The 26226-nt window shown below is 61.2% G+C and carries 23 protein-coding genes; 14 read left to right on the forward strand and 9 right to left on the reverse strand.

Annotation, left to right across the window (positions count from 1 at the left end; translation table 11 throughout):
* Positions 1-9: 9 nt before the first annotated feature.
* The 7 genes from ACZ25R_RS07785 (at position 10) to ACZ25R_RS07815 (ending at position 9799) form a co-directional block, all read left to right on the forward strand.
* Entirely contained in the window at positions 10-1689 is a 1680-nt protein-coding gene (locus ACZ25R_RS07785) for a formate--tetrahydrofolate ligase (RefSeq protein ID WP_346307475.1), read from the forward strand.
* A 236-nt stretch (positions 1690-1925) separates the two neighbouring features.
* Complete coding sequence (locus ACZ25R_RS07790; protein WP_464663332.1) at positions 1926-4109, forward strand: anthranilate synthase; 2184 nt, start codon at positions 1926-1928, stop codon at positions 4107-4109.
* Entirely contained in the window at positions 4109-5017 is a 909-nt protein-coding gene (locus ACZ25R_RS07795) for a cation diffusion facilitator family transporter (RefSeq protein WP_464661362.1), read from the forward strand. The genes ACZ25R_RS07790 and ACZ25R_RS07795 overlap by 1 nt, the downstream gene beginning before the upstream one ends.
* Before the next feature lie 303 nt (positions 5018-5320).
* Positions 5321-6265 carry an alpha/beta hydrolase gene (locus ACZ25R_RS07800; RefSeq protein ID WP_472460639.1) on the forward strand — a complete coding sequence of 315 codons (945 nt, stop codon included), beginning with the start codon at positions 5321-5323 and terminating at the stop codon, positions 6263-6265.
* Positions 6266-6569: 304 nt separating this feature from the next.
* A complete protein-coding gene (gene leuA, locus ACZ25R_RS07805; protein ID WP_472460640.1) occupies positions 6570-8270 on the forward strand; it encodes a 2-isopropylmalate synthase in 1701 nt (566 codons plus the stop codon).
* 56 nt (positions 8271-8326) lie between these two features.
* Positions 8327-9091 (forward strand): alpha/beta fold hydrolase, encoded by a 765-nt coding sequence (locus tag ACZ25R_RS07810; RefSeq protein ID WP_472460641.1) that lies wholly within the window; start codon positions 8327-8329, stop codon positions 9089-9091.
* A 75-nt stretch (positions 9092-9166) separates the two neighbouring features.
* The gene (locus ACZ25R_RS07815) at positions 9167-9799 is read left to right on the forward strand and encodes a hypothetical protein (RefSeq protein ID WP_472460642.1); all 633 of its coding nucleotides are present in this window, start codon (positions 9167-9169) and stop codon (positions 9797-9799) included.
* Between the two features lie 3 nt (positions 9800-9802).
* Here the strand turns inward: ACZ25R_RS07815 and ACZ25R_RS07820 are convergent, their stop codons facing one another.
* Positions 9803-10726 carry a metallophosphoesterase family protein gene (locus ACZ25R_RS07820; RefSeq protein ID WP_472460643.1) on the reverse strand — a complete coding sequence of 308 codons (924 nt, stop codon included), beginning with the start codon at positions 10724-10726 and terminating at the stop codon, positions 9803-9805.
* 85 nt (positions 10727-10811) lie between these two features.
* On the opposite strand from ACZ25R_RS07820, the gene ACZ25R_RS07825 reads away from it, so the two are divergent.
* Entirely contained in the window at positions 10812-11282 is a 471-nt protein-coding gene (locus ACZ25R_RS07825; RefSeq protein WP_464661355.1) for an NUDIX domain-containing protein, read from the forward strand.
* Between the two features lie 2 nt (positions 11283-11284).
* Here ACZ25R_RS07825 and ACZ25R_RS07830 read toward each other — a convergent pair whose 3' ends face one another.
* Positions 11285-12262, reverse strand: coding sequence for a glutathione S-transferase family protein (locus tag ACZ25R_RS07830; protein WP_472460644.1), 978 nt, complete (start codon positions 12260-12262; stop codon positions 11285-11287).
* Positions 12263-12569: 307 nt separating this feature from the next.
* Between ACZ25R_RS07830 and ACZ25R_RS07835 the strand changes: the two genes are divergently transcribed.
* Positions 12570-13082 (forward strand): GNAT family N-acetyltransferase, encoded by a 513-nt coding sequence (locus ACZ25R_RS07835; protein ID WP_223612559.1) that lies wholly within the window; start codon positions 12570-12572, stop codon positions 13080-13082.
* Positions 13083-13090: 8 nt separating this feature from the next.
* On the opposite strand, the gene ACZ25R_RS07840 is transcribed toward ACZ25R_RS07835, so the two are convergent.
* Genes ACZ25R_RS07840 through ACZ25R_RS07855 form a run of 4 tightly spaced genes read right to left on the reverse strand, consistent with a single transcriptional unit; the run spans position 13091 to position 19926 of the window.
* Positions 13091-15172 (reverse strand): hypothetical protein, encoded by a 2082-nt coding sequence (locus tag ACZ25R_RS07840; RefSeq protein ID WP_472460645.1) that lies wholly within the window; start codon positions 15170-15172, stop codon positions 13091-13093.
* 1 nt (position 15173) lies between these two features.
* Positions 15174-18005, reverse strand: a complete 2832-nt coding sequence (locus ACZ25R_RS07845) for a DUF4159 domain-containing protein (protein WP_472460646.1) — start codon at positions 18003-18005, stop codon at positions 15174-15176.
* On the reverse strand, positions 18005-18919 hold the full coding sequence (locus tag ACZ25R_RS07850; protein ID WP_223612562.1) for a DUF58 domain-containing protein: 915 nt from the start codon (positions 18917-18919) through the stop codon (positions 18005-18007). The genes ACZ25R_RS07845 and ACZ25R_RS07850 overlap by 1 nt, the downstream gene beginning before the upstream one ends.
* Positions 18919-19926, reverse strand: a complete 1008-nt coding sequence (locus ACZ25R_RS07855; protein WP_472460647.1) for an AAA family ATPase — start codon at positions 19924-19926, stop codon at positions 18919-18921. The genes ACZ25R_RS07850 and ACZ25R_RS07855 overlap by 1 nt, the downstream gene beginning before the upstream one ends.
* A 134-nt stretch (positions 19927-20060) precedes the next feature.
* Here ACZ25R_RS07855 and ACZ25R_RS07860 point away from each other — a divergent pair, with 134 nt between their 5' ends.
* Genes ACZ25R_RS07860 through ACZ25R_RS07870 form a run of 3 tightly spaced genes read left to right on the forward strand, consistent with a single transcriptional unit; the run spans position 20061 to position 22578 of the window.
* Positions 20061-20669: a DUF1285 domain-containing protein gene (locus ACZ25R_RS07860; RefSeq protein WP_472460648.1), complete on the forward strand. Its 609-nt coding sequence runs from the start codon at positions 20061-20063 to the stop codon at positions 20667-20669.
* Entirely contained in the window at positions 20666-21307 is a 642-nt protein-coding gene (locus ACZ25R_RS07865; RefSeq protein WP_472460649.1) for a CoA pyrophosphatase, read from the forward strand. Before ACZ25R_RS07860 ends, ACZ25R_RS07865 begins: the two co-directional genes overlap by 4 nt.
* Before the next feature lie 2 nt (positions 21308-21309).
* Complete coding sequence (locus tag ACZ25R_RS07870; RefSeq protein ID WP_472462456.1) at positions 21310-22578, forward strand: CCA tRNA nucleotidyltransferase; 1269 nt, start codon at positions 21310-21312, stop codon at positions 22576-22578.
* Here ACZ25R_RS07870 and ACZ25R_RS07875 read toward each other — a convergent pair.
* Together ACZ25R_RS07875 and hemF are read right to left on the reverse strand one after the other, a co-directional pair.
* A complete protein-coding gene (locus ACZ25R_RS07875) occupies positions 22575-22757 on the reverse strand; it encodes a DUF1059 domain-containing protein (RefSeq protein ID WP_105732019.1) in 183 nt (60 codons plus the stop codon). The two genes, ACZ25R_RS07870 and ACZ25R_RS07875, sit on opposite strands and share 4 nt — an antisense overlap.
* 124 nt (positions 22758-22881) lie before the next feature.
* On the reverse strand, positions 22882-23796 hold the full coding sequence (gene hemF / locus ACZ25R_RS07880) for an oxygen-dependent coproporphyrinogen oxidase (protein ID WP_472460650.1): 915 nt from the start codon (positions 23794-23796) through the stop codon (positions 22882-22884).
* A 147-nt stretch (positions 23797-23943) separates the two neighbouring features.
* Here hemF and ACZ25R_RS07885 point away from each other — a divergent pair, with 147 nt between their 5' ends.
* Both ACZ25R_RS07885 and ACZ25R_RS07890 read left to right on the forward strand, forming a co-directional pair.
* On the forward strand, positions 23944-24216 hold the full coding sequence (locus ACZ25R_RS07885) for a hypothetical protein (protein ID WP_223612567.1): 273 nt from the start codon (positions 23944-23946) through the stop codon (positions 24214-24216).
* A gap of 238 nt (positions 24217-24454) precedes the next feature.
* Positions 24455-25558: an ABC transporter substrate-binding protein gene (locus ACZ25R_RS07890; protein ID WP_288192683.1), complete on the forward strand. Its 1104-nt coding sequence runs from the start codon at positions 24455-24457 to the stop codon at positions 25556-25558.
* Positions 25559-25606: 48 nt separating this feature from the next.
* Here ACZ25R_RS07890 and ACZ25R_RS07895 read toward each other — a convergent pair whose 3' ends face one another.
* Positions 25607-26080 (reverse strand): tRNA (cytidine(34)-2'-O)-methyltransferase, encoded by a 474-nt coding sequence (locus tag ACZ25R_RS07895; RefSeq protein WP_288192695.1) that lies wholly within the window; start codon positions 26078-26080, stop codon positions 25607-25609.
* Positions 26081-26226 lie beyond the last annotated feature (146 nt).

Raw genomic sequence — 26226 nt, forward strand, 5'->3', positions numbered from 1 at the left:
GATATGCCGATGGCTGTCGTTAAGTCCGATATTGAGATCGCCCGCGCTGCAACCAAGAAACCGGTTTTCGAGATAGGTGCAAAGATTGGCATTGCGCCGGAACACCTCGTTCCCTACGGGCACGACAAGGCAAAACTCTCGGCGGAATTCATCCGCTCGAAGCGCGGTGCTCCGGATGGCAAGCTGATCCTCGTGACGGCGGTTAGCCCGACACCGGCCGGTGAAGGCAAGACGACGACAACCGTCGGTCTCGGCGATGGTCTCAACCGCATCGGCAAGAGCGCGATTGTCTGCATCCGCGAGGCGTCGCTTGGGCCCTGCTTCGGCGTGAAAGGCGGCGCTGCCGGCGGCGGTTATGCGCAGGTCATCCCGATGGAAGACATCAACCTGCATTTCACCGGCGATTTTCACGCCATCACCGCGGCGCACAACCTGCTGGCAGCCCTGATCGACAATCACGTCTATTGGGGCAATGAACTCAATCTCGACACGCGCCGCGTAACCTGGCGGCGGGTCATGGACATGAACGACCGCGCGCTGCGCGACATCGCGTCTTCCCTGGGCGGCGTGGCCAACGGCTTTCCGCGTGAATCGGGTTTTGACATCACCGTGGCCTCGGAAGTCATGGCCATTCTCTGCCTTGCAACCGATCTCGAAGATCTCGAGCGGCGGCTGGGCGATATCATCATCGGCTATCGTTTCGACAAGACCGCCGTCTATGCCCGGGACCTCAAGGCCGACAAGGCGATGGCCGTCCTCCTGAAGGATGCCATGCAGCCCAATCTGGTGCAGACGCTGGAAAACAATCCGGCCTTTGTGCATGGCGGCCCCTTCGCCAATATTGCCCACGGCTGCAACTCCGTCGTTGCCACCACGACCGCGCTCAAGCTTGCGGATTACGTGGTGACGGAAGCCGGTTTCGGTGCCGATCTCGGCGCAGAGAAATTCTTCAACATCAAATGCCGCAAGGCGGGATTGAAACCAGCCGCCGCCGTCATCGTTGCCACGGTCCGCGCCATGAAGATGCATGGCGGCGTTGCCAGGGACGATCTGGGTCTTGAGAATGTTGCTGCGGTGAAGGCGGGCTGTGCCAATCTTGGCCGCCACATGGAAAATGTGCGGCAGTTCGGTGTGCCTGTTGTCGTGGCGATCAATCATTTCAGCGCCGATACGGATGCCGAGATCGAAACCGTGAAGAATTTCGTCGCGGCCCATGGCGCGCAAGCCATCCTGTGCAAACACTGGGCGCTGGGATCGGCCGGGATCGAAGAGCTGGCGCACAAGGTGGTGTCTCTCGCCGAGAGCGGTTCGGCCCAGTTCTCGCCGCTCTATGAGGATGAGCTCTCCCTGTTCGACAAGATCGAGACGGTGGTCAAGCGCATCTATCGCGGTGCGGAGGCGGATGCCGATGCCAGCGTGCGGGAGCAGTTGCGGCAGTGGGAGGCCGCCGGATACGGCCATCTTCCCGTCTGCATGGCCAAGACGCAATATTCGTTCTCGACGGATTCGCACCTGCGCGGCGCACCGGTCAATCATGTGGTGCATGTCCGGGAGGTGCGCCTTTCGGCTGGCGCCGGTTTCGTCGTCGCGATCTGCGGCGAGATCATGACCATGCCGGGTCTGCCGAAATCGCCTTCGGCCGAACGCATTCATCTCAACGGGCAAGGTTTGATCGAAGGGCTGTTCTGAGCGATTTTCAGGCCGGCGATTTTTGCTGTTGCAAGCGCCGCCGCGTAACGCTAACAATCACCGCCATGAACACGCGCGTTATGATGTCAAATGGCTGGTGGTGGGCTCGCTGATCGCGGCCACGCAGCCTTTTGCACGCACGTAAAGGGATCAGGGCCGCAACGGGTTTTCCGGGCGGCCTTTTTGTTTGACCGCCAGAAGCCCGCAAAGCCAAATGCAACGGAGTGGAAATGATGATGCATAGAATTGAGGGCGACGTGGAAATATTCGACACGGCAGGCGGTGTTACCATCTCCCGGTCACGCATTGCGACTGCCTATGCCAGCGCCATCGACAGCTATGTCGACGGGCTGGATGAACGGCGCGGGGCAGTTTTCTCGTCCAATTATGAATATCCCGGCCGTTACACGCGCTGGGATACGGCCATTATCGATCCTCCGGTTGTCATCACCTCCAACGGCCGGCATATGACGATCGAGGCGCTGAACAAGCGCGGTGAAATCCTGTTGCGTCCGATCCACAAGGCGGTTTCGGCCCTTGCCGAAGTGTCGATTTCCGCTGCGGGCGCAACGAAGCTTGACCTTGAAATCGCCCTGCCGAGCCGTCCGTTCACCGAAGAAGAACGCTCGCGCATCCCTTCGGTTTTCACGGTGTTGCGCGGCATCGTCGCCCTGTTCTTCAGCGAGGAGGATGCCAATCTCGGCCTGTATGGCGCGTTCGGCTATGATCTCGCGTTCCAGTTTGATCCGATCCAGTACAAGCTGAAGCGGCCGGACGACCAGCGCGACATCGTGCTCTATCTGCCGGACGAAATTCTGGTTGTCGATCACCACGCCGCCAAGGCATGGCTCGACCGGTATGAATACGCGTTCGAGGGCGCTTCCACGGAAGGCCTGTCGCGCGAAACCGAAGCCAGGGCATTCAAACCGACGAGCACGATTCCGGGTCGCGGCGACCACAATCCCGGCGACTATGCGGAACTCGTCAAGAAAGCCAAGGAGAGCTTCAAGCGTGGCGATCTCTTCGAAGTGGTGCCGGGCCAGACGTTCTACGAGCGCTGCGAGACCAAGCCTTCGGTCATTTCGCGCCGTCTGAAAGCCATCAACCCGTCGCCCTATTCCTTCTACATCAATCTGGGCGACAATGAATATCTCGTCGGCGCTTCACCGGAGATGTTTGTGCGCGTCGTTGGCCGCCGTATCGAGACCTGCCCGATTTCGGGAACGATCAAGCGCGGCGAAGACGCGATTGCCGATGCCGAGCAGATCATCAAGCTGCTCAATTCCAAGAAGGACGAGTCCGAACTCACCATGTGCTCGGACGTGGACCGCAATGACAAGAGCCGGGTGTGCGAGCCGGGTTCCGTGCGCGTCATCGGCCGCCGCCAGATCGAAATGTATTCCCGGCTTATTCACACCGTGGACCATATCGAGGGCCGTCTGCGCGAGGATATGGACGCCTTTGACGGTTTCCTGTCGCATGCGTGGGCTGTGACGGTGACGGGAGCGCCAAAGCTCTGGGCCATGCGCTTTATCGAAGAGAATGAGCGCAGCCCGCGCGCCTGGTACGGCGGTGCCATCGGCATGGTCAATTTCAATGGCGACATGAACACCGGTCTGACCCTGCGCACCATCCGCATCAAGGACGGCATCGCGCAGGTACGGGCGGGAGCGACACTGCTGTTCGATTCCATTCCGGAAGAGGAAGAGGCGGAAACCGAACTCAAGGCTTCCGCGATGATTGCGGCGGTGCGCGAGGCGCACAAGAGCAATATCCCCGTGGAAGAACGCGCCGTTGCGCGGGTCGGCGAGGGGCTGTCGATCCTGCTTGTCGACCACGAGGATTCGTTCGTCCATACACTCGCCAACTATTTCCGGCAGACGGGTGCCACTGTGACCACCGTCCGCACGCCGGTGCCCGATGAAATCTTCGACCGGTTGAAACCTGATCTGGTGGTGCTTTCGCCGGGGCCGGGCACGCCGGAGGATTTCGACTGCAAGGCAACGATCAAGAACGCACGTAAGCGCGACCTGCCGATCTTCGGTGTCTGCCTCGGCTTGCAGGCACTGGCGGAAGCCTATGGCGGCACGCTGCGGCAGTTACACGTTCCGATGCATGGAAAACCGTCACGTATCCGGATTACAAAGCAGGGCAGGATTTTTTCGGGCCTGCCGAAGGAGGTCACGGTTGGCCGTTATCACTCGATCTTTGCCGATCCGGTGCGGCTGCCGGATGAGTTCATCGTGACGGCGGAGACCGAAGACGGCGTCATCATGGCCTTCGAACACAAGAGCGAACCGATTGCGGCGGTGCAATTCCATCCGGAATCGATTATGACCCTCGGGCATAATGCGGGCATGCGCATGATTGAAAACATCGTGGCGCACCTGCCGCGCAAGGCCAAGGAGCGAGCTGCCTGATGGAAGGTGAAAACGTCGTCCAGCGACTGGCATTCTGGTCGATTTTCGTCGGCATGGGCGTGCTGGCACTGAAATATGCCGCCTATCACGTCACCGGTTCCGTTGCGCTCTACTCCGACGCGCTAGAATCGATCGTGAATGTCGTGGCAGCGCTTGCCGCCTGGTGGGCGATCCGTGTCAGCCACAAGCCCGCCGATCAGAATCACCCGTTCGGGCACCACAAGGCCGAGTATTTTTCGGCGGTGCTCGAGGGCGTGCTGATCGTCGTGGCGGCGCTCCTGATCCTGCGGGAAGTCTGGTCCGCCTGGGAGATGCCCAAGGTCATGGAGGAACCATGGCTGGGTCTGGCGATCAATGGCGGTGCCTCGCTTGTGAACGCCCTGTGGGCCACGCTGCTGATCAGCCGTGCCCGCCGGCACAAATCACCAGCCTTGCTGGCGGACGGCAAGCACATCATGACCGATGTGGTCACCTCCATCGGTGTGTTCATCGGTCTTGTCGGTGCCGTGATCACCGGCTGGACGTTCCTCGATCCGCTGCTTGCGGTGATCGTTGCGCTCAATATCCTCTGGCAAGGCTGGGGTGTGATCGGGTCGTCCGTGCAGGGCCTGATGGATGTGGGTGTTCCCTCCGATGAAACCATGCGCATCCGCGACATCATCTCGGCCAATGCCGGCGGTGCGCTGGAGGTGCATGACCTGAAGACGCGCGTCGCCGGGCGAGTGACGTTCATCGAGTTTCATCTGGTCGTTCATGCCAGCATGAGCGTCGGCGACGCGCATGTCATCTGCGACCGGATGGAAAATGCGCTGATGCAGCAGATTCCCGATTCGAGTGTCGTCATTCACGTCGAACCGGAAGAAGAGGCCAAGCTGCCGATCGGCACGGCTGCCGTTCCCTTCGCCTGACATGTCATGCCGCTGCATTGTAGAAACCGGTGCACGGCAGCAACATTTGTCACGCAATGTTTCGAGCTGTCATGATTTTGTTACAATTATATTGACATAGCAGAGCCGCTGAATGACACCATCATCAAGCAAAGCAATTTCTCCATCAATGATGCAGCGCCGGGGGCGTCAGTCAGGGGACACAGGATTTGGCGGCAAGCATCCATTCTCCAGGGAATCGAGCGCCGAAAACGCAGGCAGCGCCGGGCGGACAACCGCGGCTGTTTACAAAATTAGTTAACCTTCAACTGTCAGGATTAACTTATGGGTAAACCGACCCTCTACGCACTTCTCACCGGACTTTCATTGATGGCTGCGGCCTATCCCGCCAGCGCACGGATCATCATCGACTGTGAGAAGCCGGCGGCGGCGAAGGTACCGGCCCCGGCGAACCCGGTTGATCCGCTTGCGGTTACCGGTAAAACTAACACGGCCGCCTGCGGGCAGAAGCTGCAGGCAGTGGTGCCCGCGCCAGAGAAGGCGCAGCCCATCAATATCGTTGCAACAGGCGGTGCAGGCATGTTGAAAAAGGCAGTAAAGGGTGAGATTCTTCCACAGGGCGAGAACGCGCTGCGGGACGATCTTGCGTTCAAATACCGGCTCTACCGGCCGGATGAGCCCAATGGCGATGCGATGGTTCTCCTGCACGGTTCGGGCCAGGACGAAACCAGCCTTGTTTCCCTCGCCACCAAGATCGCGCCGCATGCGCTTCTGCTCGCCGTTCGCGGCCGGATCATGCAGGATGGCACCAGCCGGTGGTACCGCCGTCTGACGGCGGTCAGCTTCGACCAGAAGGACATTCACGTCGAGGCCAAGGCCTTCGCCGGTTTCCTGAAACAGGCGACGGAGAAGTACAAGATCGATCTCAACCGCACGACATTCCTCGGCTATTCGAACGGCGCCAACCTGGTTGGCGCGGTGATGATGCTCTATCCGGATATGGTCAAGCAGGCGGTGCTGCTGCGCTCCATGCCGGTGCTGACGGAAAATACCGATGCCAATCTCGCGGGTGCGCGGGTCCTGACCGTTTCCGGCGTTGCCGACCAGACCTATGCGCCGTTCGCGCCGGCGCTTGCGACCCTGCTGCGTTCGCACGGGGCAACGGTCGAGGCGAAGTCGATCAAATCCGATCATGGTCTCGGCAATGACGACGTGCGGGTTGTCAGCGAGTGGCTTTCGGGAACGAGCGCTGAGTTGAAGAAGAACTGAGTTCCCTGCGAACACCTCTTGCATCCGGCCGGACAGTCGTTTAATTGTCTGGCCCATGGAAACGCGCCAGACACATTTGTCGTCTTTTGCCAAATCCGCTTTTGCGGGTTTGACCAGCCGCGCCTATCTCCTTCCGCTTCTTCTCGACCTTATCGGCGATCGCCGGGCTCGTTGAGAGGAGCGTCCGGCGGTCGAAAGTGCCGCCAGGCTTTTTGCTCCTTACCCCTTTACAAGACCATTCCAACGCTTGAAAAAGTGCCGCACCAGCGCCAGAGATGCGCAGACGGCCGGAAACGAGAAGCAAATGACCGATATGACCGCTCCCCGCACCATGGGCATGCCCGATGCCCGCAAGAAATACGAACCCTATCCCACGGTTGATCTGAAGGACCGGCAATGGCCGTCCAAGCGCATCGAAAAGGCACCGATCTGGTGTTCCGTCGATTTGCGCGATGGCAACCAGGCATTGATCGACCCGATGGGCCACGACCGCAAGGTGCGGATGTTCGCCCTGTTGCTCGACATGGGTTTCAAGGAAATCGAGATCGGCTTTCCCTCGGCATCGCAGACGGATTTCGACTTTGCCCGCTGGTGTGTCGAGGAAGGCAATATTTCCGACGATGTATCCTTGCAGGTCCTGGTGCAGTGCCGCCCCGAATTGATCACCCGTACCTTTGAATCGCTGCAGGGCGCGACCAAGCCGATCATCCATTTCTACAACTCGACCAGTGAATTGCAGCGCCGGGTTGTGTTCAACAAGGATGTCGGCGGCATCAAAACCATTGCCACCGATGCGGCCAAGATGATCACCGACATGGCGGCAAAGGCCGGCGGCGGTTTCCGCTTCGAATATTCGCCGGAAAGCTTTACCGGCACGGAACTCGATGTGGCGCTGGAGATCTGCAATGCGGTCACGGAAATCGTCAAGCCGACCCCTGACAACAAGCTGATCATCAATCTGCCGTCGACGGTCGAGATGTCGACGCCGAATGTCTATGCGGACCGCATCGAGTGGATGTGCCGCCAGCTCGACAACCGTGAAAACCTGATCATTTCATTGCATCCGCACAATGATCGCGGAACGGGCATCGCCACGACGGAACTCGGCCTGATGGCCGGTGCCGACCGCGTGGAAGGCACCCTGTTCGGCAATGGCGAACGGACGGGCAATGTCGACATCGTGACTTTGGCGCTGAACATGTTCACGCAGGGCGTCGATCCGGAAATCGACTGCTCCGATATCAACCGGATGAAGGAAGTCTACGAATATTCCAATCAGCTGGTGATTCCGGAACGTCACCCCTATGTGGGCGAGTTGGTCTATACGGCCTTCTCCGGTTCGCATCAGGACGCGATCAACAAGGGCATGAAGGCGATCAAGCAGGCCAACAAGACCCTGTGGGAAGTGCCTTATCTGCCCATCGATCCGCAGGACGTCGGCCGCAGCTACGAGGCGATCATCCGCATCAATTCCCAGTCCGGCAAGGGCGGCATCGCCTATATTCTTCAGGCTGACTACGGCTTGAACCTGCCGCGCGGCATGCAGGTGGAGTTCCGGGAGGACATCCAGCAGATCACCGATGAAGAGGGCAAGGAAATGCCGTCCAAGCGGATCTATGAACGGTTCATCGAGCTTTATGTCGATCAGCCGGATGCCCGCCTGAAATTCGTGGATCACCACACCTATCCCGATACGGAGCACAAGGGCATGCGCATCCTCTCGGCCGAGATCACCGATCGCGGCGAGACAAAGCGGATCGAGGGCAGGGGAACGGGTCCGGTCGACGGCTTCATCGATGCCCTGTCACACTATCTCGGTTTCAAGCTCTCGGTCGTCAATTATTCCGAACATTCACTCCAGCACGGTTCCGACGCGGCGGCTATCAGCTACATGGAAATCGAGCATCCCAGCGGCAAGATTTTCGGTGCCGGCATCAACAAGAGCATTGTTGCCGCCTCGCTTGAGGGCATTGTCTCGGCGGCCAACCGCATCATCGGCAAATAAGCCGGATACCTCAAAAAGGCCGCTGCGAAGCGGCCTTTTTCTGTTGGGAGCGTTTCATGCACCAGTTGCACGCAATCGAGATGGGTGAAGGGAAGGGAACACCCGTCGTCTTCCTGCACGGGTTTGGCGGAACCGCCGCCGGCTGGCATGCCGTCCAAACGGCGATTTCCGCTGATCATCCGACCCTTGCATTCGATCTGCCCGGCCATGGCGCGTCGCTGGATTACCCCGATGCGGTGACCGCCCGCCATTTCGCGCAGGCGGTTGTTGAGGACCTCAACAGACGCGATATTCCAAGGGTTCATCTGGTCGGCCACTCCATGGGCGGCGCCACCGCCGCGCTGGTTGCCGCCTTTGCCACTGAAAAGGTGGCCTCGCTGACTTTGCTGGCCCCGGGCGGCTTCGGTTCCGATATCAATGGCCGGTTGCTTCGGCATTATGCGGCGGCCCGAACATACGATGCGCTTCAGCTGGCGTTGGAAGGCATGTTCGGTTGGCGCAATCCTGTTCCCGAAGAGATGATCCGGCGCGACGTGGACCTGCGCCGGAAGCCGGGACAGATCGAACGGCTCGATGCCATTCTCGCGCGCATGATGAAAGACGGTTTGCAGGGGACCATTCCAAGAGATTTCCTGCAGGCTTTCACCATGCCGGTCACCGTCGCATGGGGGCGGCTGGACAATGTCTTGCCGGTGTATCAATCGGAAGAGCTGCCGCCGCGTTTTTCGATACGTCGTTTTGACGGGTCCGGACATATGCTGGTCGAGGAGATTCCGGGCGAGGTCATTCGTCTCATTTCAACAACTGTGCGCACAGGCTGAATTCGGACAAGTTTGTGATGCAACGACGGACGCATATTGTTAATGATGCCTTAACCCCACTTGCCGGAAACGCCTATGAGTGAGATGCACGACAAGATCAGCCCGATGGACGCCAGGCGCAGGCTCGGCGATGCCATTCGCGGTGCGCAGGTGGCAGCGGCTGACCGCGGCGATGTCGTCATCGACATGAAGGAAGCGGATCTCGCCCGGATCGAAATCCTGGCGCAGGATCTGCAGCCGGTTTTCGATGAAGTCCCTGCCGATGACGAGCAGTGGGATTTTGCCATTTCCACTGGCTTGCAGCCGCGCCTGTGGATCGATGCCACCGCGCATGTGATGATGGGCCGGGACAGGCGTACCTATCGCTTTGTCAGGGATACAAGGCTTGGGCGGAGCGTTCTGGCGGAGTCGCCCGAGGTGAAGCCGATCTCCGACGCGGTCACCACCTACATTGCAGAGCGGATCGTCGAACGGCAGCGCATGATGGAGGGCGAACGGCTCAGCCTGCGCTCTGCGGCTGTTGCTGCGCCATCCGGCCCGGCCGAGCCCGCCCCGCAATCGGCGGCGGCACCGGCGGTCCCGCTTCGGCAGCATCGCTCGATGGCGAATGATTTCGTCAATGCGGTCATCTGGCTGCTGATCGGTGCTTTCGCCGGTGCTGGCGCACTGCTCGCCTTTTTCTGGGACCGGCTTTCACCCTATTTCTGACGCTCAGGCGGGCGCGGAAACAGCGCCGACGTGAAGCTCGTGCTCGGCTATCGTCCCGATGGTCATGGCGGCGTCGACGATGCCGCGCTCCGTCATGCGGCATGACCAGCCGGACGCCGTCTTCGCGATGGCAAAGATGTTGAAACGGGCCGCCGGCTTGTGGCCGCCGAAGCTTTGGCTGGCGGAAGGCACGCAAACAACGGGTATCTTCCAGCCAGGGCCGTCGATTGCGTAGCGTGTCGCCAGATGCGTATGGCCATGCAGGACAAGTTCCGCGCCGTGCCGCCGCACGGTCCGCTGGAACAGGCCGATGCCAAGCAGGCGCTTGTGCGACGGCGCTGCGCCGCGCACCGGCGGGTGATGGATCATGATCACCCGGAACAGGCCGCGCTTGCCGGTTTCATCGAGAATTTCGCCGAGGCGGCGTGCCTGCCGGTCGCGCAGATCGCCGGTCGCCATGAACGGTGCGGTGGCGCGGGCCGATGACACCCCGATCAGGGCGACATCGCCGCGAACCCGCAGGTAAGGGAATTCAACCGGGCGGTGTTCGGCGGCCTCGCGGTCGCCCAGCATCCATGGTGCCCAGTAGCGCCGGGTTTTTTTCAAAGCGCCAGGCACATAGGCATCGTGATTACCGGGGACAACGGACACTTCATGCGGATTGCCCAGGGTTTTCAGCCAGCGTTCGGCGGTCTCCAGTTCCTCATCCAGCGCCAGGTTGACGAGATCACCCGTCACCGCCAGATGGTCCGGCGCCTGCGCCTTCAGATCGGCAACCAGGGTATCGAGCGTACCGCCGGTCATCGAGCCCTTGCGGTTGGACCGCCAGTTGATATAGCCGGTGATGCGTTTTGACACGAGCTCGCGCAGGCTCGGCGCGGGCAGGGGCGACAGGTGAATGTCGGAGATATGTGCAAGACGGAACATTATTTCAGCTTTAAGAGAGTGTAGCGTAGGAATCCAGTGTTAGAACCTTTGTATCGTTACTGGGTTCCCATTTAGGACCGGTGAAATGGCTGACAAAAGCGTGAAATGGCGGCATCGCCTGTTTCACACCTATTTTCTCCTGCGGCGCCCGATGACGTTGGGCGCGCGTGGTGTGATCCTCGACGAAGCGGCGCGGTCGGTCTTTCTCATCAGGCATACCTATGTGCCCGGCTGGCAGTTTCCCGGCGGCGGCGTGGAAACCGGCCATACGATCGAGCACACGCTGGCGAAAGAATTGATTGAAGAAGGCAATATCGAACTGACGGCCAGGCCGCAGCTTTTTGCCATCTATCACAATGCGCATGCCTCAAAGCGCGACCACGTTGCGCTCTATGTCTGCCGTTCGTTCCGGCAGACCGCACCGCGCCTGCCGGACCGCGAAATCGCCGAGGCCGGATTTTTCCGGCTCGATGCCCTGCCGGAAGGCACCACCGCCGCGACGCGGCGGCGGCTTGCCGAAATTCTCGACGGCGCCGAGATATCGCTCACCTGGTGAGTTCAGAACCGGTCGCGGTCATGGGGCGCGGCAAAATCCAGCTGCGGCCCCTTGGGGACGATGCCCGTCGGGTTGATGGTTTTGTGGCTGCCGTAATAATGCGCCTTGATGTGCAGCATGTTCACGGTCCCGGCCACATCAGGCACCTGATAGAGATCGCGGGTATAGTTGGACAGGTTCGGATAGTCGGCAATGCGCTGCCGGTTGCATTTGAAATGCCCGACATAAACCGGATCGAAGCGCAGCAGGGTGGTGAACAGCCGCCAGTCCGCCTCGGTAACCCGATTGCCCGCGAGATAGCGCTGCCTGCCGAGCCGCTCTTCCAGCTGGTCGAGCGTGGCAAACAGCTGGTCGAACGCTTCCCCGTAGGCTTCCTGCGTGGTGGCAAAGCCTGCGCGGTACACGCCATTGTTGATATTGGGATAGACCAGCGCATTGACGGCGTCGATCTCGCCACGCAGGGCTTCGGGGTAGAAATCCTGTGAGGCATCGCCAAAAGCATCGAACGCCGTGTTGAGCATGCGGATGATTTCGGAGGACTCGTTCGAAACAATGGTATTCTGCTGCTTGTCCCACAGAACAGGCACGGTCACGCGGCCGGAATAGGACGGGTCGGCGCGCGTGTAGATTTCGTGAAGCCGTTTCGAACCGAACAGATGATCCGGTGTGGCTCCATCCACGGCATGGAAGGTCCAGCCTTCGGCGCCCATGAAGTGATCGACCACCGATACGGAAATGACATCCTCGAGCTTCTTCAATGCGCGAAAGATCAGCGTGCGGTGCGCCCAGGGGCAGGCATAGGAAACATAGAGGTGATAGCGCCCGGCCTCGGCCTTGAAGCCGCCCTTGCCGGAAGGGCCGGCAGAGCCATCCGCTGTCACCCAGTTGCGGAACTGCGACTCCGAACGGATGAAGCGCCCGCCGCTGTCCTTGGTGTCATACCACTGGTCGTGCCACTTGCCGTCAATCAGAAGACCCATTTCATACTCCTTGGCTCGCAAACCTGCGTGCAACGGTAACTGCGTTTATTGCCGATTGCCTATACCTAGACACAAATGCCGTCCAAACCACCCCGGTCCAGGTGAACAGAGTGTCACTTTTTGCCATGGGCGCACGAAAATTGGTTTACGGCGGGCGGCTGAGATGCTACGCGGAAAAAAAGGAGACATTTTGTGACAGGATTCCTCTTCATCCGACGATGAAACCCGAACCGGCGCTTGAACAGCGCGGCGGACTTTCCTGTGTTGGCCAAAGGCCATTGTCTACTCCTTTATGAAGATACCCAGCATGCTGACCCATGTCGTGACCTACGCGCCGGAAGAACCGGTGCATGACGCTGCCATCGAAGACATCAACAAGGAAGCATTCGGCCCTGGCCGTTTCACCCGTGCCGCTTATCGCATCCGCGAAGGCGGTCCGCATGACCGCACCCTGTCCTTTGTCGCGCTGAACGGCGAGCATGTCGTGGGGTCGGTGCGGTTGACGCCCATCCTGATCGGCAAGACACCGGCGATGCTGCTCGGTCCGCTGGCGGTCCGGCCCGCCTGGAAAAAGCAGGGCATCGGCGCGGCGCTCATGCGCATGTCCATGGAAGCCGCCCGGCTTGCCGGACACAAGCTGGTCATTCTGGTGGGCGACGAGCCCTATTATGCGCCATTCGGTTTCCGCCCCATTGTCGGGCATCAGATCGAGATGCCCGCGCCGGTCGAACCATCGCGGTTCCTTGCCTGCGAACTCACGCCGCGCGCCCTGAAAGACGTGCAGGGCCGGGTGAGGCATGCGGGGATTGACGGTCAGTAGGCCGGTATTCACCGGCCTTCGCGGTACCACATGCTGCCAAGGACAAGGATCATCGCGGCAAGGCCGAGGAAGCCGGAGAACAGCGGCAGGCGGTTGACGCTTTTCAGCACCGTTTCACTGGTTGGGCGCAAACCGATCCAGTTGTCACCGCTGGCACTGGCAAAGCTGCGCGAGGCGACGATGCTGGGCACTTCAATCGATGTCTGGTCTGCGGTTGCCCGCAGGCGGCGGGCACCGCCGCCGGTTTCGCGGGCGAAGCCGTCGAGCTTGGCTGTCGTCGATATGTAATCGGCAAACTCCGGCGCATCGACCGGCCCGACATGGGCCAGCGTCGTCAGATCGCCATTGGCAACCTGAAACAAGCCGATTTCCGTTGTCGGCACCGAGGCGGTGAACACACCGGGTTCGGTCTCGGTGAGCGGGATGTCCTGTTTCTTGCCGGATGGCGTGATGATGCTGGCCTGCTGGGCGGTCTTCTTCATCGTCTGGCGGCGGATTTCGAGATTGCGGCCACTGCCCGTTGCGGTCAGGGCTTCCTCTTCCAGTTCCGGTTCCTTCATCAGCCAATGGGCAATCCGGCGGTAGAGCGCGGCATGCGGGCCGCCGCCTTCAAAGCCGCGCGCCCACAGCCAGCCCTGATCTGACAGGAACATGCCGACCCGGCCTTCGCCGATGCGGTTGAGCACGAGCAACGGCTTGTCGCCGGCATTCATCACGACCGTGCCATCCGGCTTGTTGACATCGATGACACGGAACCAGCGGCTCCACTGCGGCGGTTCCTGCGTGCTGCCTTCAAGGCCGCGGGTCACGGGATGGCGTTTGCCGTCGTCGCTCAGGCGTGGGTAGAAAGCTTTCTCGGTGACATCGCCTGTCGGCGTAGCCGGCAGGATGGTCAGGAGTGGCGTATTGGCGATGGAGACGTTGCCCGCATATTCAGGACCGGCGGCAATCAGCAATGCGCCGCCCTTCTGCACATAGTCGTTGATGTAGTCGTAATAGAGCAGCGGCAGCACATCGCGGTGCTGATAGCGATCGAAGATGATGAGATCGAACTGGTCGATCTTCTCGACGAACAATTCCCGCGTCGGGAAGGCGATCAGCGACAGTTCATTGATCGGCGTGCTGTCCTGTTTTTCCGGCGGGCGCAGAATGGTGAAGTGGACGAGATCCACCGAAGCATCGGATTTCAGCAGGTTGCGCCATGTGCGCTCGCCATTGTGCGGCTCGCCGGAAACCAGCAGTACCTTCAGATTCTCGCGGATGCCATCGACCATGGCGACGGCGCGGTTGTTGATTTCGGTCAGCTCGTTGGGAACGGCATCGACTGCCAGCTCGACAATATTGACGCCGGCGCGCGGCAGCGTCACCTCAAGCCGCATTTCCTGGCCGATGATGGCATCCTGCGACAACACCTCGTTGCCGTTTACCCGCACGGTGACGCGCGCCCGGCCGCCCTGGGGTTCACCCGCGGCCGTGACCTTGTACGTCATCTGCTGCGGTTTGCCGGTGATGCCGAAGCGCGGCGCCCGGACAAACTGGATGCGCCGGTCGATCTCGCCCGGCCGGCCGGTGATCAGGCCATGGATCGGCGCGTTGAAACCAAGCGCGGCAACATTGTTCGGGATATCGTGGATCTGCCCGTCGGTGATCATGATGGCGCCGCCGATGCGCGAGGGCGGAACATCGCGGAATGCACCGTTCATGGCCTGGAACAGCCGCGTGGCCGTGGCATCGTCGGTTTCGCTGGCGCGGTTGGTCTCGACGGTCCGCACCTCGAACTGCGGCAGGCGCGCCAGCGCGGCCTGGACCTGCTTGAGCGCCTCGGTCGTATCGGCAGTGCGGTCGCCGATATCCTGGCTTTGGCTGCGGTCGGCGATCAGGGCGACGACGCTTTTGAGCGGCTCGCGTTCCTCGTTGATGACAACGGGATTGAACAGCGCCATGGCGAGCGCGGCCACGGCCAGCAGGCGGATCACGCTGCCGCGCTGCCGCAGGTACAGGCCTGCCAGTGCTAGCGCCAGCAAAGGCAGGAGCAGCAATGCCAGAAGTGGGGTCGAGAGCAGGGGCTGGAAGTCGAGGGAGAGGTACATGTCAGTTCGCCAGCCGCTTCAGGAGATCGGGCACGTGCACCTGATCGGATTTGTAGTTGCCGGTCAGCATGTACATGACGATGTTGATGCCCGCGCGATAGGCGAGAACCCGCTGATCCGGATCATTGGGGATCGTCGGAAGCAGGGGTGCACCGCTGGCGTTGACGGCCCAGGCGCCCGCGAGATCATTGCCGGTTATCATGATGGGCGAAACACCGTCGCCGACCCGCACCGGGCGGTCCTTGTTGGCTTCGGGTGCCTGCGAGGCCTGCACCCAGAGCTGGCTGCCGCGGAACCGGCCGGGAAAATCCTGCAGGATATAGAAGGCCTTGGTCAGCACATGGTCATTGGGCACCGGTTCCAGCGCCGGTATGTTCATGCCGGAAAGAATGTCGCGCAGGCGCGCATTGGCCGGTGTCGAACTGTTGTCGAAGCTGATAGCGGCGGCATCCTGATCGCGCGTGTCGAACAGAACGGTTCCGCCCTGCTGCATATAGGCGTCGATCTTGGCAATCGCGGCCTGCGACGGCATTTTGGCCGCCGGGTCGACGGGCCAGTAGATCAGCGGAAAGAAGGCGAGCTCATCGGTTTCGGGGTTGACGCCTATGGGCTCGCCGGGCTCCAGCGCCGTGCTGTCGGCAAGTGCCCTGGAAAGCCCGAAAAGGCCCGCCTTGCTGATGTCGTCAACGGCACGATCCCCGGTGATGATATAGGCGAGGTGCGTGGCGTTGACCGCGTCCAGGATGGTCTGGTCGCCCGGTTTGCTGTCGTTCTGCTGGGCATGGGCTGGAGAGGGGGCGAATGCCAGGATGGCGGGAATGATGAGGATCGCCAGGGAGGCGGCTGCGGCCGTCTTGAAGCGGCGGCGCAAATGCCCGCCAAGCCAGAGAATGGCAAGCGCGTCGAGCGCCAGCAGCAGGGCGGCGAGCCCGAAGAGCGGGCCACGCAGCGGCACCGATTCATCGACGGCATAGCGTGCCGTGGTTACGGGAATGGCAAGCTCGGGACGGACCAGAGGCTTGATGCCGCTGTCCGGCTTGAAGAGGTTGAGGGCACTCATGGAATCCTCGACGCCGTAAAAGCCGGGCGGATTGTCAAAGCTCACGGTGCCGGTTTCGCCCGTTTTGAGGATAAGCGGCTTGGCATCCGCACCCGGAGGGGTCAAAGCCCCCTCGGCGTTCAATGTCAGATAGGGCGGAAAGGCGCGGGAAGCCCCAGCGCCATTGTCCTGCGGCGACGGTCCGGTGTTGCGCGACAGGGTGACGATGCGGTGCAGCATGTCGACAAAACTGCCGCTGATCGGCAGGTTCGACCATGTGGCTTCCGGCGTGACGTGGAAGAGGACAAGCTGGCCGCGCCCGCGGGTCTCGCCCGTCACCAGCGGCGTGCCGTCGGCAAGATTGGCCCAGCTCTTCTCGAAGAGGTCGATGGCGGGCTCTGCCAGAACCTGGCGGTTGACGGTGACATCGTGCGGCGTCGGCAGCCCGGCAAACGGACCCGTATCCGGGAACGCGGCAACCGGCTGGGACTCCTTCCACGACAGGGCACCGCCCAAAGAACGTTCGCCCTTGCGCAGGTTGACCGGCAGAAGCGGGTCGTGCTCGCTGTTGCCCGCAAGGCGCGGCCCGGCAAAACGGATCAGTGTCCCGCCCTTGGCAACCCAGTCCACCATGGCCTGTTCGGTCTCGCCGGGCAGTTTGCCGATATCGGCCATGATGATGACGGACGGCTTCTGCTCCAGAAGTTCGGGGATGGCCTTGATCAGCTCCGCATTGCGCGGCCGCAGGAGATCGGCGAAGGGCTCAAGCGCGCGCGATATGTAGTAGAGCGGCGACAGCAGGGGCTGCGACAGATCCGCTTCGGAACCGGACAGCAGGGCGACGCGCCGCCGCTTGTTGTTGTCGTCGACAAGGAACGTGGCGCCCGCATGCGGGGCGTTGTCGATGCGCAGGCTGTGAAAGTCGTTGCGCAGTTCGTAGGGCGCCGCGATGACGGCTTCGCCGGTCGCTTCATTGGCCCGGAAAACCAGTCCGGTTTCGGCTATGCGGCGGCCTTTTTCATCATAGGCGCCGATGGTGATGCCGCCCGAGGTACGGCTGTCATCGGAACGCACGGCGTGGACGGTGAGCCCGTTCGCATTGTTCTCCACCTGCCGAATGGCTGAAAGAGCTGAGATCGACGGCTGATACCAGATCACCGAGGCGATCCCGCTCCCCTCCATGGATTTGATGGCCGTCGCCGCCTGCGGGGTGTCGACACCGTCGTTGAGGTAGGCGACGCGCACGCCTTTGACATTAGCAAGGACGGCCTTCAGCCGGTCGAAGGCAGCGCTGCGGTTGACGGGAATCGGCCGGACATTCAGCGCACGCAGCCGCTCAAGCGCGGTTGCGGCATCGAACGGGCCGACATCGGCATTCAGTTTCTCGGCCGTACCCAGAATATAGATCAGCGCGCCGGAGGCATTGGCATCGGCGATGAGCCGTTCCGCCGTTTCCTTGCGCGCGGTCCATTCTTCATTGGAGGACCAGCCATTGTCGAGCACGATGGCGACCGGCTCCTTCCCGCTCAAAGTTTCGGCGCGCGGATTCCATACGGGTTCGGCGAGCGCGAGAATGACGAGCGCTGCCAGCACAAGCCGCAGCAGCGTCAGCCACCACGGGCTGCGGTCCGGCGTTTCCTCCTTCTTGAGGATCTGGGCCAGAATTTTCAGCGGCGGGAAGGATTCCCGGACCGGCCGCGGCGGCGTCGCCCGCAGCAGCCACCAGATGACGGGCAGGGCCAGAAGTCCCAGCAGAATTGCCGGTGCGCCGAGGGCAAGGGGAAAGGCACCCATCATAGGCCCGTCCTCTGATACCCGGCGTCGGCGGTCATGTTCAGGTGCACGGAAACCAGCGCTTCGGAGGCAAGGCGGTCGGTGCGGTTGGCGGTGTAGCTCCAGCCGATCCGGCGGCAATAGGCGCTGAGCGTTTCCCTGCGGGCAAGGAACAGGCGCTTGTATTCCTCGGCATAGTCCTGCGCCCGGCCGACGGTCAGCATCGCGCCGGATTCCGGATCGACGAATTCCGTGCGCCGCTTGTAGGGGAAATCCGCTTCGGCCGGATCGTAGATCTCGACCAGATGCGCGCGGGCGCCGCGCTGGGCAATCTGCTCGAGCAGGGCAAGCGTCTCGTTGACCGGTTCGAGAAAATCACTGACCAGCACGACATCGGAGAAGCGCCGGACCTTGCTGAAATCCGGCTGCTTCGGCAGATCGATCACATGCGACAACGCAACCGCCAATCGCTCCGCGCCATTGGCGGCGGAGGTCGGATCGGTCACGTCGGGGAAGGCGATGCGCTCGCCGCTGCGCGACAAAAGTTCGGCCAATGCCAGGATGAGCACGAGCGCGCGCGATTCCTTCGACACCTGCGCCATATCCGATTTGTAGAGCATGGAGGCCGAGGAATCGGCCCACAGCCAGACCGTATGGGCGGCTTCCCATTCCTGATCCCTGACATAGGTGCGGTCATCGCGCGCCGACCTGCGCCAGTCGATGCGCGCGATGGCTTCGCCGTCCGTGTAGGGCCGGAACTGCCAGAACGTCTCGCCGACGCCGCTCTTGCGGCGGCCATGCCAGCCGGTATTCGTGGTGTTGGCAATGCGGCGGGCTTCGACCAGAAGATCGGGCAACAGCGCGGCGCGCTGGCGTGCACGCGCCAGCGCCTCACGTGTCGCGGTCTTCTGGACCTGCGCGCCGATGGCTGCCATCAGAGTGCGGCCTTGGTCAGATTGGCAATGACCTCGCGCACGTTCATGCCGTCGGCGCGGGCGGCGAAGGTCAGTGCCATGCGGTGCTGCAGAACCGGCTCGGCCAGCGCCCGGACATCGTCAATCGACGGCGCGAGACGCCCGTCATAAAGCGCGCGGGCGCGGGCGCACAGCATCAGTGCCTGGCTGGCACGGGGGCCGGGGCCCCAGGCGATGAATCTTTGCGCGATATCGTTGTCCGCACCGGGGCGGGCCGAACGCACGAGCTTGAGGATGGCTTCGACAACGCCTTCCGCCACGGGAATCCGGCGGATCAGCTGCTGCATTTCGCGCAGGCGCTCGGCAGTGATGGTCTTGGCCGCCCGGGCTTCCGAGGTGCCGGTGGTTTCGAGAAGGACGCGACGCTCCGCCTCCAGTTCCGGATAAAGGATATCGATCTGCATGAGAAAGCGGTCAAGCTGTGCCTCGGGCAGGGGATAGGTGCCTTCCTGCTCCAGCGGATTTTGTGTCGCCAGCACGTGGAACGGCGACGGCAGGTCGTGCCGTTCACCGGCAACGGTCACATGATATTCCTGCATCGACTGCAGCAGGGCCGACTGGGTGCGCGGCGAGGCGCGGTTGATTTCGTCGGCCATCAGCAGCTGCGCGAAGATCGGGCCTTTGACATAGCGGAACGAGCGCTTGCCATGGTCATCCTGTTCCATGACTTCCGAGCCGATAATATCCGATGGCATGAGGTCGGGCGTGAACTGCACGCGGCGCTCGTCGAGGCCGAGCACGGTACCGAGGGTTTCGACCAGCTTGGTCTTGGCAAGGCCGGGAACGCCGACGAGAAGGGCATGGCCGCCGGCAAGCAGCGCGACGAGCGTGCGCTCGATCACGCTTTCCTGGCCGAAGATGACAGTACCGACGGCAGCGCGTACCCTGGAGATATCGGCCAGAGCCTTTTCGGCCTCTGCTATCATGGCCTTCGGATCGGACGGTTCCCCGGTTTTGATGATTGTCATGGTTTACCTCGTCTCTGGCCTGCGGAGCTGGTTTATGGTCAGCTTCTCACTTAAATGAGTCTAGATCACTATGACATGCAGACAAGCGGTTTAACGGTGACTATTTCGTGACGAATGAACAAAAAGGTCTTGGTATGGCACAGTCAGAGGGCACGTTGCGCGATGCGGCAGGGCTTGAAGCGCTGATTTCGCGCGCCGCGGCGCAAGGCAAGGGCCTGCCGCCGGTGGAAAAGTGGAACCCCGACTTCTGCGGCGATCTCGATATGGAGATCAAGGCGGATGGCACCTGGTTCTACATGGGAACACCCATCGGCCGCGCACCGCTGGTCCGGCTGTTCTCCACGGTTCTGCGCCGGGATGCCGATGGCAAGACCTATCTGGTCACGCCCGTTGAGAAAGTCGGTATCCGCGTCGAGGATGCGCCCTTCCTTGGTGTTGAGCTCAATGTATCCGGCGAGGGCGCCGATCAGGTCATGACGTTCCGCACCAATGTGGGTGATATCGTCGAGGCAAATGCCGCCAATCCCTTGCGCTTTGTCATCGATCCGGCCAATGGCGGGCTTAAGCCCTACGTGCTGGTGCGCGGACGGCTGGAAGCGCTGCTGGCCCGCCCGGTCATGTACGAACTGGTCGGCCATGGCGAAGATATCGTCATCGGCGGCAAATCCATGTTTGCCGTGCGTTCCGGCGGCACGGTCTTTCCGATCATGCCGTCGGGCGAGCTGGAAGAGCAAAGCCTATGAACCAGACAGTTTTGAGGGAAGACGGCTTTTCCGCCCGGGCCTTTGCGCAGCGCGTCGCGGCGAAGGGCCATGAGACGCTGAGCGTCGATCATGGCGACCACCTGCTCAATCCCGACCTCGATGCCCTGATCGCGGCGACCAAACTGCGCGAGGCGGCGGTGCTGATCCCTATCGTCGATCACGGGGATGAAGCGGGGGTCATTCTCACCCTGCGCAATGCCAACATGCGCAAGCATTCGGGCCAGGTAGCATTTCCCGGCGGCGCCATCGATCCGGAAGACGATTTCCAGCCGGAAAAGGCGGCGCTGCGGGAAGCGCATGAGGAGATCGGCCTGGAAGGGCGGCATGTCGAGCTGCTCGGCCGCCTGCCGCGCTATCTCACCACGACGGGCTATTCCATCACTCCGGTACTCGGGCTCGTTCATCCGCCATTCGACCTGACGCCCAATCCGGACGAGGTGGCCGATGTGTTCGAAGTGCCATTGTCCTTTTTGATGAATCCTGCCAACCACCGCAGGGAAAGCCGGATATGGCAGGACAAGGAACGTTTCTATTATACGATGCCGTTCGGCGACCGCTTTATCTGGGGCGTTACGGCGGGCATCATCCGCACACTTTATGAAAGGCTCTATTCTTGAGCATGACAGTATCGATTGCCGGCAAGGCCCCATGGCTGAAGAACGAGGCTTTGCAAAGGCTGCTCGCCGCCCTTTCCGCCGATGGCGAGGGCGCGCGCATCGTCGGCGGCGCGGTGCGCAATGCGCTTCTCGGGCAAGAGGTGTCCGATCTCGATATCGCAACCACCTGTGTGCCGGATGAAACGATTCACCGGGCGCAGGCGGCGGGGTTCAAGACCGTGCCGACCGGTATCAGCCATGGCACGGTGACCGTTGTCGCCGACAAGCGGCCGTTCGAGGTGACCACGCTGCGCGCCGATGTCGAGACCGACGGGCGCCATGCAGCCGTTGCCTTCGGCCGCGATTGGCAGGTGGATGCGGACCGGCGCGATTTCACCATCAATGCGCTCTACGTCGAAGCGGATGGCACGATCGTCGATCTGGTCGGCGGTCTTGCCGATATTGAAAGCCGGACCCTGCGCTTCATCGGCGATGCGGAACAGCGCATCCGCGAGGATTACCTGCGCATCCTGCGCTTCTTCCGGTTTTTTGCCTGGTATGGCCATGGCCGTCCCGAGAGCGAAGGTTTGAAGGCCTGCGCCCGCCTGAAGGACGGGCTGGCGCAGCTGTCGGCGGAGCGTATCTGGTCGGAGCTGAAGAAGATGCTGGCGGCGCCGGATCCTTCGCGCGCCCTGCTGTGGATGCGTCAGGCGGGCGTGCTGACGGCGGTTCTGCCGGAGAGCGAGAAATGGGGCATCGATGCGATCCATGGTCTCGTCAAAACGGAAAAGGAACTTGGCTGGCCGGCTGATCCGCTGCTGCGTCTTGCCAGCATGATCCCGCCCGATGCGGCGCGCATCCATGCCATGGCGGTGCGCCTGAAGCTTTCCAATCAGGAGCGCGAGCGGCTGGAAGCCTGGGCTGGTGCCGTCTTGCCCAATGCCGAAATTTCCGAGGCGGGTTTTGCCAAGCGGCTTTATCGCAGCGACCGGCAGGGCATGATGGACCGCCTGCGCCTTGCGCTGGTTTCAGCGCGCATGGAGGCTCTCAACGACAATGCCGCCATGATGCGTGCCGGTCATCTGTCAAAACTGCTGGAATTTGCCGGGCGGTACGAGAAGCCCAAATTCCCCGTTTCCGGCGGCGACCTCATCGCTGCCGGTCTGGAAAGGGGCCCCGATGTGGGCAAGCTGCAACGCGCGCTCGAGGATGCCTGGATTGACTCGGGCTTTACGCTGGACCGTGATGCGCTGCTTGCCAGAATTCCCGACCTGACTGGAAAGCCCGTCTAGGCAGCCTTGCCCTTTTCAGGCTGGATATTGGCCTTGATCGTTTCGAGCATGGCTTCGCGGATGGCCGTCTCGCCGTGGGTTTCGCGAAGGTGCTCGGTGGCGCGGCGGATGATCTCGGCTTCGGTGTCGTGACGGGTATGCCACTGGCAACCGGGAACGATGCAATGAAGTTCTTTCATGGCCTTTTCTCCCTGTTGTGGGCCCGCTGCGACGCGAGCCCTCTCCATCGAGATACGGCTTCAGATACCGTACCGGCAGCACCATAACGCATGAAAGCCGGTATTGATCCCTGAAAAAATCACATCACGGCCATTTGACCGTTGGCGGCATGGACGAAAGGATCGAATCCACGTTGCCGCCGGTCTTCAGGCCGAAGATCGTGCCGCGGTCGTAGAGCAGGTTGAATTCAACGTAGCGTCCGCGCCGGACCAGCTGTTCCTGCCGGTCTTCGGAACTCCAGTCCCTGTTGAAATTCTGCCGGACGAGATAGGGGTAGACCACCGAAAAGGCCCGGCCGACGTCGCGGGTGAAGGCAAAGTCGGCATCCCAGCCGCCATTCTCGTCGGAAGAATGCAGCCAGTCATAGAAAATGCCGCCCGTGCCGCGCGGCTCCTTGCGGTGCGGCAGATAAAAATACTCGTCGCACCAGTCCTTGAATTTCTCGTGGCTGGCAACCGCCGCATGCTTGTCGCAGACGAATTTCATCGCCTTGTGGAAGGCGGCGGTATCCGGGTCTTCCTGTGTCCGTTTGCGGTCGAGAACCGGCGTCAGGTCAGCGCCGCCGCCGAACCACTGGCGGGTGGTGACAACCATGCGCGTGTTCATGTGCACCGCCGAGACGAACGGGTTCTGCGGATGGGCAATCAGCGAAATGCCCGAGGCCCAGAAGCGCGGATCTTCATCCGCACCGGGTATCTGCTTGCGGAATTCCTGGGAAAATTCGCCATGGACGGTGGAGGTGTGAACCCCGACCTTCTCGAAGACCCGGCCATGCATGATGGACATGATCCCGCCGCCGCCATTGCCTTCGTCGCGCTGCCATGGCGTCTGCACGAAACGGCCCGCCGGCCGGTCGGAGAGGGGGCCTTCCAGATCGTCCTCGAGCTGCTCGAAACTGGCGCAGATCTTGTCGCGCAATTCGGCAAACCACGCGGTGGCGGCTGTCTTCTTGTCTTCAAGTGCTTCGGGCAGGATGGCGGGAATATCCGGGCGGTCCATATTAGCGATTCCTTCTTGCTGTGTACTTTATCACATCCGGGGCGCGGCAAAGGAAGGTGGTGTTTGGGCTATCCCAAAAAAATGACTCGTTTTCAGGGCGGGGTTTGATCTACTCTCTGCCGTACAGGGTTCAGGAAGGGATGCAAAATGGTCTCCAAAGTACCCAGGACACACTTTCCCAAGCCGCCGCTCGACGGCTTGCGCAAACAGCTGAAGGAAAGCCGGGGCGAAGCCCCCCGGCAGCGTGGCGCATTCATCCGTGAGAGCTTCCGCCTGCCGCGTCTCGCCGCCCGGGAGAAGGCGAAGGAGTGGTTCGACCAATACCCGAAAGCGGCCTACTGGACGGAAATCGAAAGCTGGTACGAACGGCCAGGCGACATCATCGAATTCACCATGCGCCGTTTGCCCAATGCCGACTAAAATCGGCTGAAAAGACCGCTGCGCGTGCGGAAATCTCGAATTTCCGGAAAAAACCGGCGTGAATTGTCAACAACCGAACACTTTTCTTCATAAATGGCATCAAATTATTTCAATGATGGATTCAGGATTGTCATGAATCGTGGCTGACAGCCTGCCATAAAGACAGTAGAACTTTTTGCAGCGCCGGAGAATCTTCCGGCCGCGCAATCCGCGCAATAAAAAATTCAAGGAGGACACTATGCGCTTATCGTTGATCTCTGGCGTGGCGTTGACGGCTGTCATGGCGATGACTTCGTTCGCCCGTGCTGACATCGTCATCGGCAACATCGCGCCTGTAACCGGCCCTGTGGCTGCCTATGGCATGCAGGTGAAGAACGGTGTTGCTGCGGCTGCGGAAGCCATCAATGCCGAAGGCGGCATCAAGGGCGAGAAGATCGTCATCAAACTTTTCGATGATGCCGGTGAGCCGAAGCAGGGTGTGTCGGTTGCCAACCAGGTGGTCGGCGAAGGCATCAAGTTCGTGGTCGGTCCGGTCACGTCAGGCGTTTCGATGCCGGTTTCCGACGTGCTGGCTGAAAACGGCATCCTGATGATCACCCCGACCTCCACCACGCCGGATCTGACGACGCGTGGCCTGGACACCGTGTTCCGCACCTGCGGCCGCGATGACCAGCAGGCCGAAGTCGCTGCCCAGTACATTCTCAAGCACTACAAGGACAAGCGCGTCGCGGTTGTCTATGACAAGAACACCTATGGCACGGGTCTGGCCAACAATCTGAAGGCAACGCTCAACAAGGGCGGCGTCAAGGAAGTTGTCGATCAGGGCATCAATGCCGGTGAAAAGGACTACAGCGCGCTCATTACCCGCCTGAAGTCGGAAAAAGCCGACGTGATCTATTTCGGCGGTTACCATCCGGAAGGCGGCCTGATTGCCCGCCAGCTGGCGGATCAGGGCATCAAGGCCCAGATCATCGGTGCCGAAGGCCTGTCGAACACGGAATATTGGGCCATTGGCGGCGCTGCCGCTGCCGGTACGCTGTTCACCAACAGTGCCGATCCGACAAAGAACCCGTCCGCTGCAAAGATCATGGAAGCTTTGAAGGCCAAGAACATTCCGGCTGAAGCCTTCACGCTCAATGCCTATGCGGCGCTGCAGGTCATCAAGGCCGGCATTGAAAAGGCTGGCTCCGCCGATCCGGCAGCGGTTGCTGCGGCACTGCATTCCGGCGCACCGGTTTCAACCGTCGTCGGCGACCTGACCTACGCAAAGACCGGCGATCTGACGACGCCGACCTTTGTTCTCTACAAGTGGGAAGACGGCAAGGCAGCTGAAGTCAAGTAAGCTCCCGTCAGGTGAATAAGGACGCCGGTCAGAAATGGCCGGCGTTTTTCATGCGGGCAGCGAGAACTGCCGCAAGGCTTCACCGGTGGCGATGGCCGCCGACAGCGCGAGGTTGAGTGACCGCGCCCCCGGCACCATCGGGATGATCAATCTGGCATCGGCCGACTGGTGCACCTCATCCGGCACGCCGGCCGATTCGCGTCCAAGCAGCAGGATGTCGCCCTGCCGAAAGGTGAATTGCGTGTAGGGCACGGCCGCCTTGGTGGAAAACAGCAGCAGGCGGCGCTGTTCGCCCTGGCGCCAGTTCTGGAAGTGCTGCCAGTCGGCATGGCGGGTGAGCGCGGCCTGTTCGAGGTAATCCATACCGGCGCGTTTGAGCGACCGGTCGGATACATCGAAGCCCGCGGGCTCGATGAGATCGACCCCGATCCCGAAACAGGCGGCCATGCGCAGGATCGTGCCGGTATTGCCCGGAATATCCGGCTGGTAGAGCGCGATGCGCAGGTCGGGTTTGTCTTCAATCACAACCGGTGGGCTCCGTTGGCAATATTTCGCTCAGGCTTATGGATTTCCTGAGAATAGGCTCTCGCTTTTTCCGTTCATAATAGGTATAGGGTTTCGACCGCAACGCTAACTTTGCCAACACAAACTTTGGAGGTGTCGATGAC

The sequence above is a fragment of the Phyllobacterium sp. RCAM01083 genome (assembly GCF_055685835.1).